The sequence below is a fragment of the Kordia sp. genome (genome assembly GCF_050633145.1).
Classification (GTDB): domain Bacteria; phylum Bacteroidota; class Bacteroidia; order Flavobacteriales; family Flavobacteriaceae; genus Kordia.
In genome coordinates, this window is the sequence record NZ_JBOEFY010000029.1 from 95,567 (window position 1) to 111,772 (window position 16,206).

General features: G+C 34.3%; 8 protein-coding genes. All 8 read right to left on the bottom strand.

All coding sequences use genetic code 11. The annotated features are described in order from the left end of the window. Window positions 1-114: 114 nt before the first annotated feature. A complete protein-coding gene (locus ACRBBL_RS15740; RefSeq protein WP_431370030.1) occupies window positions 115-1,932 on the bottom strand; it encodes a helix-turn-helix domain-containing protein in 1,818 nt (605 codons plus the stop codon). A 2,376-nt stretch (window positions 1,933-4,308) separates the two neighbouring features. After that, window positions 4,309-5,748, bottom strand: a complete 1,440-nt coding sequence (locus tag ACRBBL_RS15745) for an alpha-amylase family glycosyl hydrolase (protein ID WP_431370031.1) — start codon at window positions 5,746-5,748, stop codon at window positions 4,309-4,311. A gap of 35 nt (window positions 5,749-5,783) precedes the next feature. After that, entirely contained in the window at window positions 5,784-8,174 is a 2,391-nt protein-coding gene (locus tag ACRBBL_RS15750) for a TIM-barrel domain-containing protein (protein ID WP_431370032.1), read from the bottom strand. Window positions 8,175-8,229: 55 nt separating this feature from the next. Further along, window positions 8,230-9,216, bottom strand: coding sequence for an alpha/beta hydrolase (locus ACRBBL_RS15755; protein WP_431370033.1), 987 nt, complete (start codon window positions 9,214-9,216; stop codon window positions 8,230-8,232). Between the two features lie 193 nt (window positions 9,217-9,409). Beyond that, entirely contained in the window at window positions 9,410-11,338 is a 1,929-nt protein-coding gene (locus ACRBBL_RS15760; protein ID WP_431370034.1) for a glycoside hydrolase family 13 protein, read from the bottom strand. 275 nt (window positions 11,339-11,613) lie between these two features. Next, the gene (locus ACRBBL_RS15765) at window positions 11,614-13,920 is read right to left on the bottom strand and encodes a glycoside hydrolase family 65 protein (RefSeq protein WP_431370035.1); all 2,307 of its coding nucleotides are present in this window, start codon (window positions 13,918-13,920) and stop codon (window positions 11,614-11,616) included. A gap of 101 nt (window positions 13,921-14,021) precedes the next feature. After that, window positions 14,022-14,678, bottom strand: a complete 657-nt coding sequence (pgmB, locus tag ACRBBL_RS15770) for a beta-phosphoglucomutase (protein WP_431370036.1) — start codon at window positions 14,676-14,678, stop codon at window positions 14,022-14,024. An 8-nt stretch (window positions 14,679-14,686) separates the two neighbouring features. Continuing rightward, the coding region (locus tag ACRBBL_RS15775) for an MFS transporter (RefSeq protein WP_431370037.1) at window positions 14,687-16,206 on the bottom strand (1,520 nt) is incomplete at its 5' end.

Below are 16,206 nucleotides of genomic sequence, written 5' to 3' on the forward strand. Positions count from 1 at the left end.
TTATAGTTATTTTGATTACGATGTAAATGTATATCAAAACACCCCTCAATTCTAATGAAGTATAGTGGGATTTATAAATATCACGATGAAAAATTAAAATTAAAATACTGAAAATCAGATACTTGAATTTGAGTTCTGATTTTCAAGCTGCTTAAGGAAGTAAGATGGATTTATGCCTGTTTTTTTGTGAAAAGCAATCGAAAATGACTGTGCATTGTTAAACCCAACTTCCAAAGCTATGGCCTTAATTGTGTATGATCTGAACACTTTATTTTCTTTCAATTGTTCAATTGCATAATCAATTCGTAGCTCGTTCATGTACTTTGCAAAGTTCATTCCTTTTGTCATATTTATAATTTTTGACAAGTAGGTACTATTGGTATCTAATTCTCTTGCAAGTTTAGTTTGGGTATAATTCTTTTTAGTAAATCGATATGTATCTTCAAATTTTTTGAGTTTCACCAAAATAGCATCGACAACTTCTTTTGGTAACCCGATAGTATCTTTTTCAGTAGTTGATGTAGTCTTTACTTTTTGGGTAACTGGAACATGCTTTTTCTCTGTTTTTTCTTTTTCTTTTTGAGCTTTTTTCTGTTCGTATTCTTCCATCAACGCATTGAATCGTTTTTTGTAAACGATGTTTCTTCTGGAGAAGTAAAAAATGATAACTAATAATATTACAGAAACAATGATAAGAATCACGACCATTTTTTGCGATAAGAAATTTTCATCTTTCAATTGATTGATCAATTCTTCTTTTTCACTCAATAACTCTTCCTTTTCAGAAATCATTAAAGGTGTTTCATATTTTTGAACAATCTCTTTTCCTAAATTTTGATATTTCTCCGTAATAATCTCATCAACAACCAATAGTTTTTCAATAGCAGTCAATTGTTTTTCCGGTTTTTTAGCGGCTTTAAGCTCTTTGTTTAAAAGTTCGTATGCTTCTCTTGCCTGAAAAATTACTTTTGGCTTTTCCTGATAAATAGAATCAACTTTATATAAATAGCCAATAGCTTCATCGTTTTTGCTTTGTTTCTCCAAACACTTATATATATACAAGTAATTTGAACATAACGATTTTTCATTATTCTTTAGAAACTCAGAAGCTTTCAACAAACTATCAATTCCCTTAACATAATCCTCTTTATAATAAGAAGTAATTCCATAAGAAGTCAAAAACCAAGGATATAAATATTTATTAGGATGTTGTAAACTTGCTTTAATTCCACGTCGATGAACAACTTCGGCAGAATCTAACACACGGTTTTTATTGTAAGAATCTGCTAAGGCAAATAACGATTTTAAATATTGCTCTGAATCTTTCTCTTCAAAATCGTTTTTATGAATAAAATCAATATTCTCTTGAAAAATCTTTAATGCTTCTTCACGCTCTTCACTCACATTTTTGAGCAAACCAATATAATGTTTAATAGAAATTTGCTGCTTTAAATTCTTATTAATCATTGCTAAGTCGTTGGCAGTTGCAAAATTTGTCAACGCATCATTATATCTAGAATTATAATATAACTGTATTCCTTTCAGTAAGTAACCTTCTGCTGGATAATGTTCTAGTTTCGTGTTTTTGGTTAACAAAATAATACTGTCTGTATACGAAATTGCCTTTTTTGTATGACTGTAATGTGAAACCAACAATTCATAACCAGCTACAATTTGTCCGACATCATTAGCTTCTTTAGCTTTTCTTAAATATGAAGTAGCAATCTCAAATGCTTTCGTAGGGTTTTCTACAGCAGCATAAAAATCTAATTTTAAATCTTCAAACGTACCCGAACTGACTTGTGAAAATACAAGATTTGTGCTAAAAATGGTCCAAATAATACTTACGACTAAGTAAGTATGAATCTTTCTATTATGGAAAGTTGTAGGTAAGGACAAAAAAGAAGATAGACTTCGAATATAATTTTTCACTTTTTTTCTGATTTTTTTGAATCAAATGTAAAAACTGCTTTTAAAAAATCGTTTTTATAATTAAAATTCATTTAAAATTGTAGGGGAATAAATACAATTAGGCTATATAGGTCAAAATGGTACTATAAAATGGTTACAAATATCTATAAATATAGCATTTTTTGAAAGAATAATAATACTTACTCTTAAAGCAAGTAATTATAACGTTTTGACATAAAAATATACAAGTGATATTTACAAATTCGTTGCATGGGATTTATAAACGTCAGTAATAACTTCTTGATAAATAGGGAATAACGTCATTATTTAGCGCTGTAAAACAAGAATAATCTACACAACAATTTAACTGAAAAAGAAAAAGAATCATGAAATTTAACCGAATAATATCAAATCACAACACGTAACAAGTTATAATGTTCAATTAGTAAGAACGAAAAATAGAGGTTGTATTAAGAGAAGTAGTTAGCTCTATAATACTGTAATTACAATACATGCTACCATTACTAGACATATGTGTAATTACGACTTCTATATTTTGATTACACTGCTAATGGTTATTTTAAAAAAGTGGCCATTAGCACAATCAAAAAAAAGAAGACAATTAATAATACAACCGCAATTCTTAAAAGTCAATTTTAAAGTGACAAGTATATTTCAATATAATATACAGAAACACACAACTATAAATTGCAATAGTTTATGTCTAGTATCTTAAATACTAGAGCTTTAATAAGGTGGTGATAAAAAGAGTACTGAAAACTGAAATCAGTACTCTTTTTTATAGACAAACCTTTCAACAATTTTCAAGATTATAAAATCGTTTATTTCAATTCCTCATTTTAAATTGATTGGAATGCAATAAAAAAACAATATACTGCCGTAATTGTAACATACTGCTGTTGTTTTTAACTTTTTAAGATGCAAATAAGCAGTAATACGCAACACTAATCTGACAGTAACGCATACATTCATCTACCAAAAGTATTCGTTCGTCGAAGGAATATAAGTTATTGTCTAATATATAGGGTTTTATGGATTAGAGATATTATATTTGGACTTAACTTTTTTTCATGGTTAAAGTAATTTATTGGTTATAAATTATTTCCCTTATTACCCTAAGACCCCAAATAAGAATAACCAATTTTTGGTAAGAGAAAAGAGCTTCCGTAAGGAGGCTCTTTTTGATTTAGCGAAACTCGGTTTTAAAAAGCTCTAAGAGTGTATTTAAAAACTGTAAGTTGAATTAGATTCCTTCGCAGAAAGAAATCCCAAAGTATTCTTCCCAACGTTTCTTTTTAGGATGAAATAATTCTTAGAAAAGCTTGAAAGGCGAATTTAATTTTTGCTACTTCGTTTTCATTATATACACTATACTTCATATAATTCGCGGAATTGTCAGATACATTACTAGTATCTGTCGCTGTGCTTTAATACTTTAGTTTCATTATAAATCATTTAAACTTATTTAGTATGAAAACAATACATCAATTAGAACAGTATCAAATCGAAAATGTACAACTGATTGTTGGTGGCTTCATTGTTGAAGAAACAGATATGATTTAATCTTTATAAGCAAACCGAAATTGAGTATGGTCAGGAGATATTTTCTTTCAACTATAACAGACTTCGTTTCGTTTTTAACTTTAGTATAAATTCTTAAAACATATTATTATGAAAACATTACATGAATTAACACACTACCAAATTGAAAACTCGCAACTCATTGTTGGTGGTTTTATCATTGAAGAAGGTGGAGCAGTTTAGTTTCTTTCAGTAGCATTAGCTTAATTATAAACTTTAAAACAAATTCAGATGAAAAGAATAGATCAATTAGCACAGTATCAAATTGAAAACACACAACTTATAATTGGCGGTTTTATCATTGAAGAAAATGATGGTATATAGTCTTAATTATAAATTTTAAAAACAAATTCAGATGCAAACAATAAATCAATTAACACAGTATCAAATTGAAAACGCACAACTTATTGTTGGCGGTTTTATTATTGAAGAAACCGGAGGTCTTTAACCTTATTTTATAAACTTTTAAAACACATACACATGAAAACAATACATCAATTAGAAGAGTATCAAATCGAAAATGCACAACTTATTGTTGGCGGTTCAATCGTTGAAGACTACGGAGGTATATAACCCTATTTTATAAACTTTAAAACACATTCACATGAAAACATTACATGAATTAGCGCAGTATCAAATTGAAAACACGCAACTCATTGTTGGTGGTTTCATTATTGAAGAAGTAGCTGGGCTTTAGGTTTTAAAAAAAAAGTTGTCTAAAAAGTGAAATTTTCGTCAAACCAAATCGAGTTTGGAATGATATTCTTCAAAACTTTTTAGACAACCTATTTACTTTTACTCAGAAACCAATACTAAATACTGCCAAGGTTGCAATGCAACATCTTGTCCTTCTCTAAATAGTATTGAGCCTCCATCTATAGCATTTGTAAAACTTCCTGTAAGATCAATTTTTGTGATCACAGCTTCGTTGGATAAGTTTCCAATATAATATACTTGTTTGCCACCTTTTTCACGTTTAAAAGCCAATACATTGTCCGCTTTACTCGTTTGTAATTTGGAGTAAGAAGCTGCATTTTTTCCGCCATGTAACGCTGCGTTTGTATTCTTTAAAGCTCCTAACTTTGCTAACAATGGCCACATGTTACCTTTTTCTTTCGGAATTTCATCTTTCTCAAAGAATTTCAAACGATGTTTCATATCATATTCCTGACCAGAATAAATTAATGGCATTCCTGGTGCTACAAAACTTAATGCAGTAAACGCTTCTGCACCTTTTCCCATGCGTTCTTCAATTGTTCCGTTCCATGAATTTTCATCGTGGTTGGTCACAAAATTCATCAAAATATCATCTTGTTCATATAAAGAATCAATTTGTTGCATACGTTTGTCCCAATTAACAACTGTTTCTTCACCTTTTGCAATATGATTCATCTTATGATGTGTGTCCCAACCATACGCCATATCAAACAATCTACCTTTCAATAATGCTGGTTCCCAAGCTTCTGCTAGCATAAAAATATCTTTGGTAGCACGCAATTTCGGAATTGCTTCTTCCCAAAAATCTGTAGGTACAGAACCTGCTACATCACAACGAAAACCATCTACATTTTCTTTGGTCAACCAATAGTGCATGTCAGTAATCATGGCTTTGCGCAATGCTGCATTCTCGTAATTCAGATCGGCAACATCTGCCCAACCAACTGGTGTTCCATCTTCATTTAACGGATCGGTAATTTCACCTTTTGCATTTTTTGTATAAAAATCAGGATTTGTTTTAATCCATGTATGATCCCAACCTGTATGATTTGGAACCCAATCCAAAATGACATACATGCCATTGTTGTGCGCAGTTTTAATCAATTCTCTAAAATCTTCAATGGTTCCGAATTCAGGATTAATCTTTGTAAAATCTGACACAGCATAATAGCTTCCTAAGTATTTTTTACGTTCCTCAGCATCTTCAATATCGCTTGCAAACTTGTCGCCTGTGGCTTTACGTTTGGTTTCCGAAATAGGAAAAATCGGCATTAGCCAAATAATTTTTACGCCCAATTCTTTTAACTGCGGAATATCTTTTGTGAACGCATCAAAAGAACCTTCTTTTGAATACTGCCGAATGTTTGCTTCATAAATCACGGCGCTTTCCATCATTCCATCAGAAACAGCTGCAATAGCAATTTCTTTCTTTTCCGGTGTTTTTTCAGTTTCTTTCTTTTCCGTTTTACACGAAATAAACAGCAGTGTTGAGATAAAAAATAGACTCAGTTTTTTCATTAGATATGGGTTTGTAAATAATTTTAAAAATTGATTTAGTATAGTTTTACGAATAGTTCTTTCGTTTTTTTAGTATTCCATTTAATGGGTATAGTCACTGTTCTTTCTAATGGATTCCATTCAAAATCGACTCTTCTTTTCGCAAATTTTATCTTCTTAGGTTTTGTATCAATATTGTGTAATATCACTTTGATTTCTTTTGTATTCGGAGAAAAGTTATTCCCGTTTTCTGCGGAAAAGTAAAAGTGAAAATGTGTAGTTCTATAATCACTTCTAAAGGATAACAATTCATAGTTCCCTTTCTCGTATGCGTTTTTGGTTTCACCATCATCATTATATAGCTGACTAATATGCTCACGCACACTGCCATCATGATAATAATGTAGGTCAAATCTATTTTGATCGTAATTTGCCGTTGTTTGTATTGGCTTTGCCATTGGAATAAATGCGCCACCGCGAACATAGGTTGGAATTGTATTTTCTCTAACACGAACTTCTTTTGTTTGACCGCCATCTATTTTTTCACCTGAATAGAAGTCAAACCAAACTGCCGTATCTGGAAAATATACTTTTTTAGTTTGTACGCTGTCTTTTACAATTGGCGTCACCAAGAAATCATTTCCCCATAAATAAGTTGATGAATTGGTATATAATCGCCTGTTATTTTCTTCTTCAAAAAACAACGGACGCATCAATGGAGTTCCTTTTTGATTGTTTTCAAAGGCAGCAGTGTAGTTGTAAGGCAATAATTTATAACGCAATTCAATAGCTTCTTTCGCTAATTTTTTCGCTCGTGCGGAACGAAACACGGGTTCACTCGGAACTTCTTCTTGCGCATGTGGTCTATAAATTGGTTGAAAAACGCCGTATTGCAACCAACGGATGTATAAATTATCGTTCAAATTCGCGCCAGCAAAACCACCTAAATCAGAGTGCATATATCCCAAACCTTGCATTGCCATTTGTAGTGCAATTTCTGTTTGCGATTGCAATCCGCCCCAAGTTCTATTTACATCGCCAGACCAAGGAATTAAACCGTAGCGTTGCGAACCTGAATAGCCTGCACGCATTAAAATAAATGGTCGTACGTTAGGAAAATCTTTGGCATAACCTTCATAAACCAATCGTGCCCAATCGTGTCCGTAAATATTATGTTTCTCGTTGGCTGTTCCTGTGTGATGAAGTAGTTTTTCAGGATGTACTTCTGGTTCTCCCAAATCGCCCCAAACGCCAGCAACGCCTAATTCGGCTAATTCTTTATAAATTGACCAAAACCATTCTTCCCCTTTCGGATTGTAAATATCAATCAAGCCCGTATTTCCAAAATAGAAGTCAAACTTATATGGATTTCCAATAGAATCTAGTGCTAACACATTTTTATTGACAGCTTCATTCCAACGATTGGAAGTTGTTAAAACAAAGGGTTCTGTGATGAAAATGGTTTTCACACCTTGATCGTTGAAATCCTTGATCATTTGCTTAGCATCGGGAAACGAATCTTTATAAACTTGCAAATTCCCCATGGTTCCTAAAATATCTTTTCCAAACCAATACAAATCTAAAATCACCGCATCCACAGGAATTTTTTCATCTTTAAAGGCTTTAATAGTTGCTTCAGTTTCTGCTTGTGAATGGTATCCAAATCGGCTCGAAAAATTTCCAAATGCCCAACGTGGCGGCAATGGTTGTTTTCCTGTCAAATCGGTATAATTATCAATCACATCAACCCAAGAATCTCCTGTAATAATTTGATAGGTTTTGCGCCCTGAAATGGTTTCGTAGCTTAGTGTATTATCTTTTTTACTGTCTAAATCCAAATAACCAATTGGCGCATTGTCAAAATGAATCATGTACTTATTGGATGAAATCACAATTGGTAAGGTAAAATTCATCAATTCCGAATGTGTTTCATACCCGTAATGTGCTCTATTGTATAGTTTCAAACGGTTTCCACGACGATTCATACCTAAAACGCGTGCGCCACCACCAAATAAAATTTCATCTTCTGTCAAATTGAATTGAATAGCTTCTCCATCGGGTATTTTTTGATAGCCATTTTTTTCAGAAATAACAGGTTTGAATTTGTATGTGTATGAAATTTGGAAAGGTGATTTTGTAATGTTTGCTGCAATTCCTGTAGTTCTAAATATAATTGTTTGCGCATTTTCCTCATATACAATTCTAGGAACTGTAGGCTGCATTACCACTGCATGAGATGTTTCAATTTCTTCTTCTCCCTTTGGAATAAAAGTAGTTTCTATAATATTGGAATCGTATGCTTTTAGCAGATACACTCCATCATTTACCTGAATCGTTACTATGTTTTTTCCATCAAACGAAACACTTTGAAATGTTCGATTTGCGTTTTGCGCCATCGAAAATTGCCAACAGATACATGTAATAAAAAATAGTTTTAAGGTCTTCATTGGTTTGGTTGTATTAATGAGCATTAACGTTGTCTATAAAATGCCCAATAATGGGCTACTTTTTTAATAGAAAGGTTAACGGAATATGCAATCGTTTCTGCCAAGAATCTTCTGAATGATCCGCGCCTTCGAATTTTAAATTTCGATAATTAATTTCAGAATATCCTTTTTTCTTAAAAATTGCGTCAATAATTTCTGCATATTGCACATAATGTCGATCTAATGTTTCGGTTCCATAATCAAAATAGAAGCTGTGTGTATTTGGCGAAGGGACTTTTTCGTTCATATATGCAAAAAATGCATTTGGAATCGGATTGTTTTCCATTGGTGTTAACATGCCAACCCAATGTGTAGAAATACACGCTGCAGCACCAAATATTTCTGGATACTCACACATGGCATACATAGAAATTAATCCGCCCATACTTGAACCTGCTACATGCGTATGTTCGCGATCAGTTTCAACGGAATAAGTTTTGTCAATGTACGGTTTCAATTCCTCCGTAAGGAACTTTAAATACTTATCGGCGTTAAAAGCAACTTTAAAATTGTTTTCTTTCGCTTTCGCCAGCAAGGACTTTTTTGCCGCATCATTCAGGTAATTAAATGCTTTTTGTGGAAAATAATCTTGCCAACGAATTTCGGAAATATTCCAAGGAGAAACGACAATAAAATCTTCAACTTTGCCTTCATTCATTATCGTTGAAGCTACTTCATCTACTTGCCATTCTTGCTTGTTCCACGTTGTAGAAGCATCGTATAACATTTGTCCGTCGTGCATGTATAACACACTGTATTTTTTGTCTTTTGAATAATTTTCAGGCAACCAAATATCTACATTTCGTGGGCGAATATAGTTTGATGGAAAGTCAGAAATACGCATGAGTTTTCCACTTGCTAGTTTTACAGTTTTCACTTCTTTTGGATGAATTGTATCTTTTGAAGTTGTATGTGCAACTGACGTTGTATGATTTTCTTTTTTAGCTGTTTCGCATGAAAAGAAAAGCACTGAAATTAGTATGAAGATGAATGTTGTTTTCATGATATTTTTAGTTTCAAAGTACTTCTCGATATTATTTTTTTTCAAAAAATCACTCGAAGTGATTTTTAGTATTGAGACAAGTTTTTTGACTATTCTACTTGCTTCAAAGCAAAACTTTACTCTAGAACAATAGGATTGCTTCGTCATACTTTCTCGCAATGACGTTTCAAAGCGATTACTCAATACTAACATCTCAATTCTCAATACTATATAATATAATACTTCCTTTTTCTTTTAATTCTATAGCATCATTCCAGATGAATTTCTCGTCTGTGATTACATTTTTCAAGGTTTTGCCTGTCAAATTCATTTCTGCATAACGTTTGAGGTCGATGGTAATTGGTTGTTCATTTTTATTGATGATATGAACTACGGTTTCGTCGCCCAAAGTTCTAAATAGAAAATAAGTTCCCATAAATGGTGCAAAATGCACTGTTTCTCCATCGTGAATGACTTTGCTCGTTTTGCGGAAATTCAATAGTTTTTTAAGATACGATTGCATATCTTTTTGATCGGCAGTCAAACCTTCGCCAGTAAATGCATTTACGGTATCACCTTGCCAACCGCCAGGGAAATCGGTTCGTATCAATCCGTGATCACCAGGTTTTTCAAAGTCGTTCATCAAGATTTCTGTTCCATAATAGATTTGTGGAATTCTTGGTAACACCAATTGATAACTCAGCGCCATTTTTGTGTTGACAACATCACCGTTGAGTTGTGTAAAGATGCGACTCATATCGTGATTGTCTGGGAAAATCATAATGTCTTTCGGATTTGCATAATGAAAGTCATTTGCCAAACCTTCATAGATTTTCACCAAACCTTTGTCCCACGATTCTTTTTCTGTCAAAGCTTCCACCGTTTTGCGTTGCATGGCAAAATCCATCGTAGATGTTAGATTACTTTTGTAACCATCTTTATTGTTTGCGCCTTTTTGCCAATAGCCAATTAACAACGGATTGTAACTCCATTCTTCGCCAACAATAGAAAAGTTTGGATATTCGGTCATAATTGCACCTGCCCATTTGCTCATAAATTCCTTGTCAGGATACGGATAGGTATCTTGACGAATTCCGCTTAACCCTAAAGACTCAATCCACCAAATACTGTTTTGAATGATGTAGTTTGCCATGTATGGATTTTGCTGATTGAGATCGGGCATGGTTTCTACAAACCAACCATTTGTCATTCCTTTTTGATCGCTTTTGGAAGCATAAATATCTTGATTGGAAGTGCGTCTATGATTTGAATAGGTAGTTTTTTCACCGTTTTCGAATTCCTTTTGATAGTTTACCCAATCATTAAATGGCAGGTCTTTCATCCACCAATGTTCCAAACCACAATGATTTGCTATTTGATCCATAATGAGTTTCATACCACGATTGTTGGCTTTGTCTGCGAGTTCTTTGTATTCGGCAAACGTTCCAAAACGTGGATCTACTTGATAGTAATCTGTGATGGCATAACCGTGATACGAACCGCGTTTCATATCGTTTGTGAGTAATGGACAGGACCAAATTGCGGTGAACCCTAAATCGTCTATATACTCTAAATGATTTGTAATTCCTTTGATATCACCACCGTGACGCGCATAATTATCTGAACGATTAATGGTCGTTTCGTTCATGCTTTCAAATCGATCGTTTTCGGGTTTTGCATTCGCAAATCGATCTGGAGTGATTAAGTACAAAACGTCTGAACTATCAAATCCGATATAGTCTGTTGCAGCTTTTGTACGTTTTTTGAGTTCGTAGGTTTGTGTGAGTTTGTTGCCGTTTTTAAATTCGAAAACAATGTTGAACTTCCCAGGTTTTGTATGTTTTGTTATATCTAAATCAATAAATAAATAGTTTGGACTGTCTCCTTTTTTCACGTTATCTATTTTGATCCCAGGATATATGATTGTGAATGTTGCTTTTGCAATTTCAGGATGTTTTACAAGTAGTTGGAGTTTGGTATTTTTAAAACCTGTCCACCAATGTGGCGGTTCTATACGTTCGATGTCGTTTTTGATTTCTGTGACTTCTGTAGATGAAATGCTAGTAATAGTTGTTGCTTTGTCTTCCTTGTTTTTACAAGAGAAGCAAAATGCTAATAGTGTAACTAAGATTATTTTTTTCATCTGGTTGTTTTTTAGAGTATTGAGATGTTAGTATTGAGAATTGAGACGAGTTTGTTTTGACATTTATGGTTTCAAAGTGTTCTCGACTGCGCTCGAACTGACGTTTTGAGTATTGAATTCCGATGGATTCCTGCCTTTGCAGGAATGACATTATGAAACGATCTCAATACTAACATCTCACTACTCACTACTATTTCCTAGCCCTGATTGCAGCGGCATCCTCCCGATTTTCTTGGGAGATACAGCGGAAAGCAGGAAATAGCTTCAAATTATGTTTAAACAGTGACCAAATCATTTGGTGAAACTGCTACTTTTTTTCCATCAACCAAGATCACTAAATCATCTCCTTTTTCAAGCTCGAATGAAGTGCCTTCATGCGTGACATTGATTTTGAGAATGTGATTTCGGTAGTTTACTTTGAACGAATAGCCTTTCCATTGCCATGGAATTCGAGGTTCAAAGGAAAGTGTGTCTTTTTTCATGCGCATACCGCCAAAACCTTCTACAATACTCATCCAAGTTCCTGCCATGGACGTGATGTGCAAGCCTTCTTCAACTTCTTTGTTGTAATCGTCTAAATCGAGTCGTGATGTTCTGAGATAGAACGTGTACGCCATGTCCATTTTGTCCAATTTTGCTGCTTGAATACTGTGTACACAAGGTGAAAGTGACGATTCGTGCACCGTAAATGGTTCGTAGAAGTTGAAGTGTTTTTCAAGTTCTTGTTTGGTGAAATGATCTTCAAAGAAGTAGAATCCTTGCAAGGTATCTGCCTGTTTGATGTATGGCGAACGTAAGATTCTGTCCCAACTCCATTTTTGATTTATTGGTCGTTGCGATGTGTCTAAATCTGCCACACTTATTAAATCTTTGTCTAAGAAACCATCTTGTTGTAAGTACACACCGTATTGCTCGCTGTATGGAAAATACATGTTTTCGGCAACTTCCATCCACGAAGAGATTTCTTGTTCGGATAAGCGCACTTTTTGCATGATGCGATCGTAATCGGATGCGTATTCTTGTTTTACTTTTTTGATGTGTTCTTGCGCAAATATGATACACCATTGTGCAATGTAGTTTGTGTACCAATTGTTGTTTACGTTGTTTTCGTATTCGTTTGGACCAGTAACTCCAAGAATTACATATTTGTCTTTTGCTGTAGAGAATGTTGCTCTTTGATGCCAAAAACGTGCAATTCCGATCATGACTTCGAGTCCCATTTCGGGAATGTAACTGTAATCGCCTGTGTAACGAATGTAGTTGTAGATGGCAAATGAGATGGCGCCATTTCGGTGAATTTCTTCAAAGGTGATTTCCCACTCATTGTGACATTCCTCACCGTTCATGGTAACCATTGGATATAAAGCTGCACCATTGTTGAAACCGAGTTTTTGTGCGTTTTCGATGGCTTTTTCTAAGTGATTGTAACGATATTGCAATAGGTTTCTAGCTACTTGCTGATCTTTCGTTGTCATGTAAAAAGGAATGCAATAGGCTTCCGTGTCCCAATAGGTGCTTCCGCCATATTTTTCGCCGGTGAATCCTTTTGGACCAATGTTGAGACGGGAATCTTTTCCAAGATAGGTTTGGTTGAGTTGAAAGATGTTGAAACGAATTCCTTGCTGTGCTTTTACATCACCTTCAATAGTAATGTCTGCCATTTCCCAAATTTTTGCCCAAGCTTCTTTTTGGTTTTCTAGCAATGCATCAAATCCTTGAGATGTAGCATTTTGTAATGCTTTTTTTGCGGCAGAAATTAATTCGTTTTTATCATGATTTGTGCAAACTGTGTATCCACCATATTTGTATATGCTAAGCGTTTCGTTTGCTTTTACGTTTTGTGTGTAATGAAACGAAATGTCTGTTGACTTTTCAGAAACATTCGTTGGCAAGTCAAGCAATTTGTCGTTTAACTTGAGTTCCGTTTGCATGAATGTACATGCGTGGAAATCAGTTTTTAGTGTTTTGGCAACGATAAATGCTTGATTGTTTTCTGCTTTTACTTGAATGGTTTCCCAGAATTTTTCTTCCCAGTTGGTATCTTCATTTTCAATTCCAGCATCTAAGTATGGCGAATATTGTATGGTAGCATCGTTGTTTAATGGTTTGATGCTGTATGCAATGGCTCCAACCTCATCAATGTCTAAACTTAGAAATCGTTTTGAAGAAACAGCGATTTCGATATCGTTTTGTAATGTAGCAATGAATGTACGTTCGTACCAACCTTCTTTCATGTTGAGTTCGCGGCGAAAATCTACTACTTTTTTACAAGTGTTTAAGTCTAAAGTTTCATCATTGATTTTTACATTGATTCCTATCCAATTTGGTGCATTGAGTACTTTGGCGAAATATTCAGGATATCCGTTTTTCCACCAACCAACTTTTGTTTTGTCTGGATAATATACTCCAGCAATATAACTTCCTTGGAATGTTGCTCCAGAGTAGTGTTCTTCAAAATTAGCGCGTTGTCCCATAGCGCCATTTCCGATGCTAAAGAGGCTTTCGGAAGATTTGACACTTTCGACATCAAATCCTTCTTCTATGATGGACCAGTTATCTGGTTGTATATAATTCTGATTCATTATTTTCTTTGGTATTAGCTGTTAGGTATTAGGTCGCTTCACTTCGGCTACGCTCAGTGCGAACGCTTTTGGGTTTAAGCGAGAAACGATCTGATTCCAAGCTATCTATTTATTAATTCGTTTATAAAACTGGTTTGTATTTCGGTAAAGTCTTTAAAGACATAATCTGCATGGCTCAATGTTTCTTGTGAACCGATTCCGATGGAAATCATTCCTGCGGTATTTGCGGCAGTAACGCCTGCAACAGAATCTTCAAATACAATACAGTTTTTTGGTGTTTTGTTTAGTTTTTCGGCAGCAATTAAGAATACTTCTGGATCGGGTTTTGCTTTGCTGACGTCGTTTCCATCAACAATGGCTTGAAAAACATCGAACAAACCTACTTTTTGTAGAATTTTACGAGCATTTTTACTTGCCGAACCTAGAGCAATTCCTTGCTGTGTTTCTTGTAAATAGTTTAGTGTTTTTGGAATGTCGGGAAGAATTTCTCCTGCATCCATTTGTGCAATATGCGATAAGTAATTATCGTTTTTCTCTGCCATGTATTTTGCGAACGCTTCTTCGGAAAGTGTTTTGTTTCCCCAACCTAAAATAATTTCTAGGGAACGTACTCTACTGACTCCTTTGAGTTGTTCGTTTTGTTCTAGCGTGATGTCAAAACCTAGTTCATTGGCAAGTGATTTCCAAGATAGGTAATGGTATTTTGCAGTATCTACAATGACACCATCTAAATCAAATATAAATCCTTTTTTGTTCATTGGTATATTTATGATTCTTCTGTTTGGTAACTAATAGCGTTTTTGTTTGTGATTAAGAAATTACACAATCCAGCAATTATTAAACTGACTCCAGCTAAGATCATCGCATTGATGGCACCTTCGCCAAAAAGCCCTGAGATAAAGTTGATTCCACCCAAAGCGGCAATAATTTGAGGAATTACAATAAACATGTTGAAGATTCCCATAATGACACCCATTTTCTTTGGATCAACTGAACTTGATAGCATTGCGTATGGCATGGATAGAATACTTCCCCAAGCAAAACCAATAAGTATGAAACTAATGAAAAGATAATCTGGAGAAGGAACAAAATACATCATGATGAATCCGATTCCACCAAGAATTAAGGAAACCATGTGTACAAGTTTTCTATTAATTCTCCTTCTAGCTGTATAAAATACAAGGATTAATGCAAATACCATAGATGATAATCCATATGTTCCCATGTACGAACCAACTAAGTTGGATGCTTTTTGAAATTTATCATTGCTTGTCCAATACCATACTTTCTTATCTTGAAAAGAGTTTGTTTTACTTTTTAAGTATGTTAGTTTTTCAGATTCACTCTGTAATGAAGTATACGTTGCCAGTATTTCTTTAGATATAGCTGTATCAACAATTAATGTGTCTTTGATTGCATTTTTTACAAATACACTGTCTTTTGCTGCAATTGCTAAAAAATCGTTTGTGTTTTGTTTTTTGAAACTATCATTCTTTTCTGCTTTTGCGTATAACTCTTTCGTTGGATTAGGATTATTGAATACATGCTCAGTTAATGCAGGATTCGCCATACTCCACATCGTGAAAAAAGCAAACCAACTAAAAAATTGAATGATGCCTAAACGTTTCATCGTTGTTGGCATGCTCCCAATATTTTCAATGATATCAGATATGAAATTACTTTTTTGTTTTTTCTCTCTTTCGAATTCCTCCATATCTTCAGGAGGATATTCTGAGGTTGTAAATATTGTATATAATATACTTATTAAGAATACGAAAGCTCCAATAGCAAATGCTACTTTTACGGACATAGGAACTACTCCTGTTGCAGCGGAATCACTGACACCGAGTTCGGAAATCATCCATGGTAAGTTACTGGCAACCCAAGTACCAATACCAATGATGAGTGTTTGCACTACAAAACCATACGATCGTTGCGATTCGGGTAGTTTATCTGCTACTAATGCCCTGAATGGTTCCATGGAAACATTGATAGATGCATCAAGAATCCATAAGAAACCTGCTGCCATCCATAATGCTGGTGAATGAGGTACAAAGAATAATGCAAGCGAACTTAAAATAGCTCCAATAAGGAAATAAGGTCTTCTTCTTCCTAATCTGGAATGCCAAGTTCGATCACTTAGATATCCTATAATTGGTTGTACTAGTAAACCCGTTAGCGGAGCAGCAATCCATAACATTGGAATGTCATCTTTAGCAGCACCGAGAGTTTGAAATATTCTAGACATGAATCCGCCTTGTAAGGCAAACCCGAATTGTATTCCTA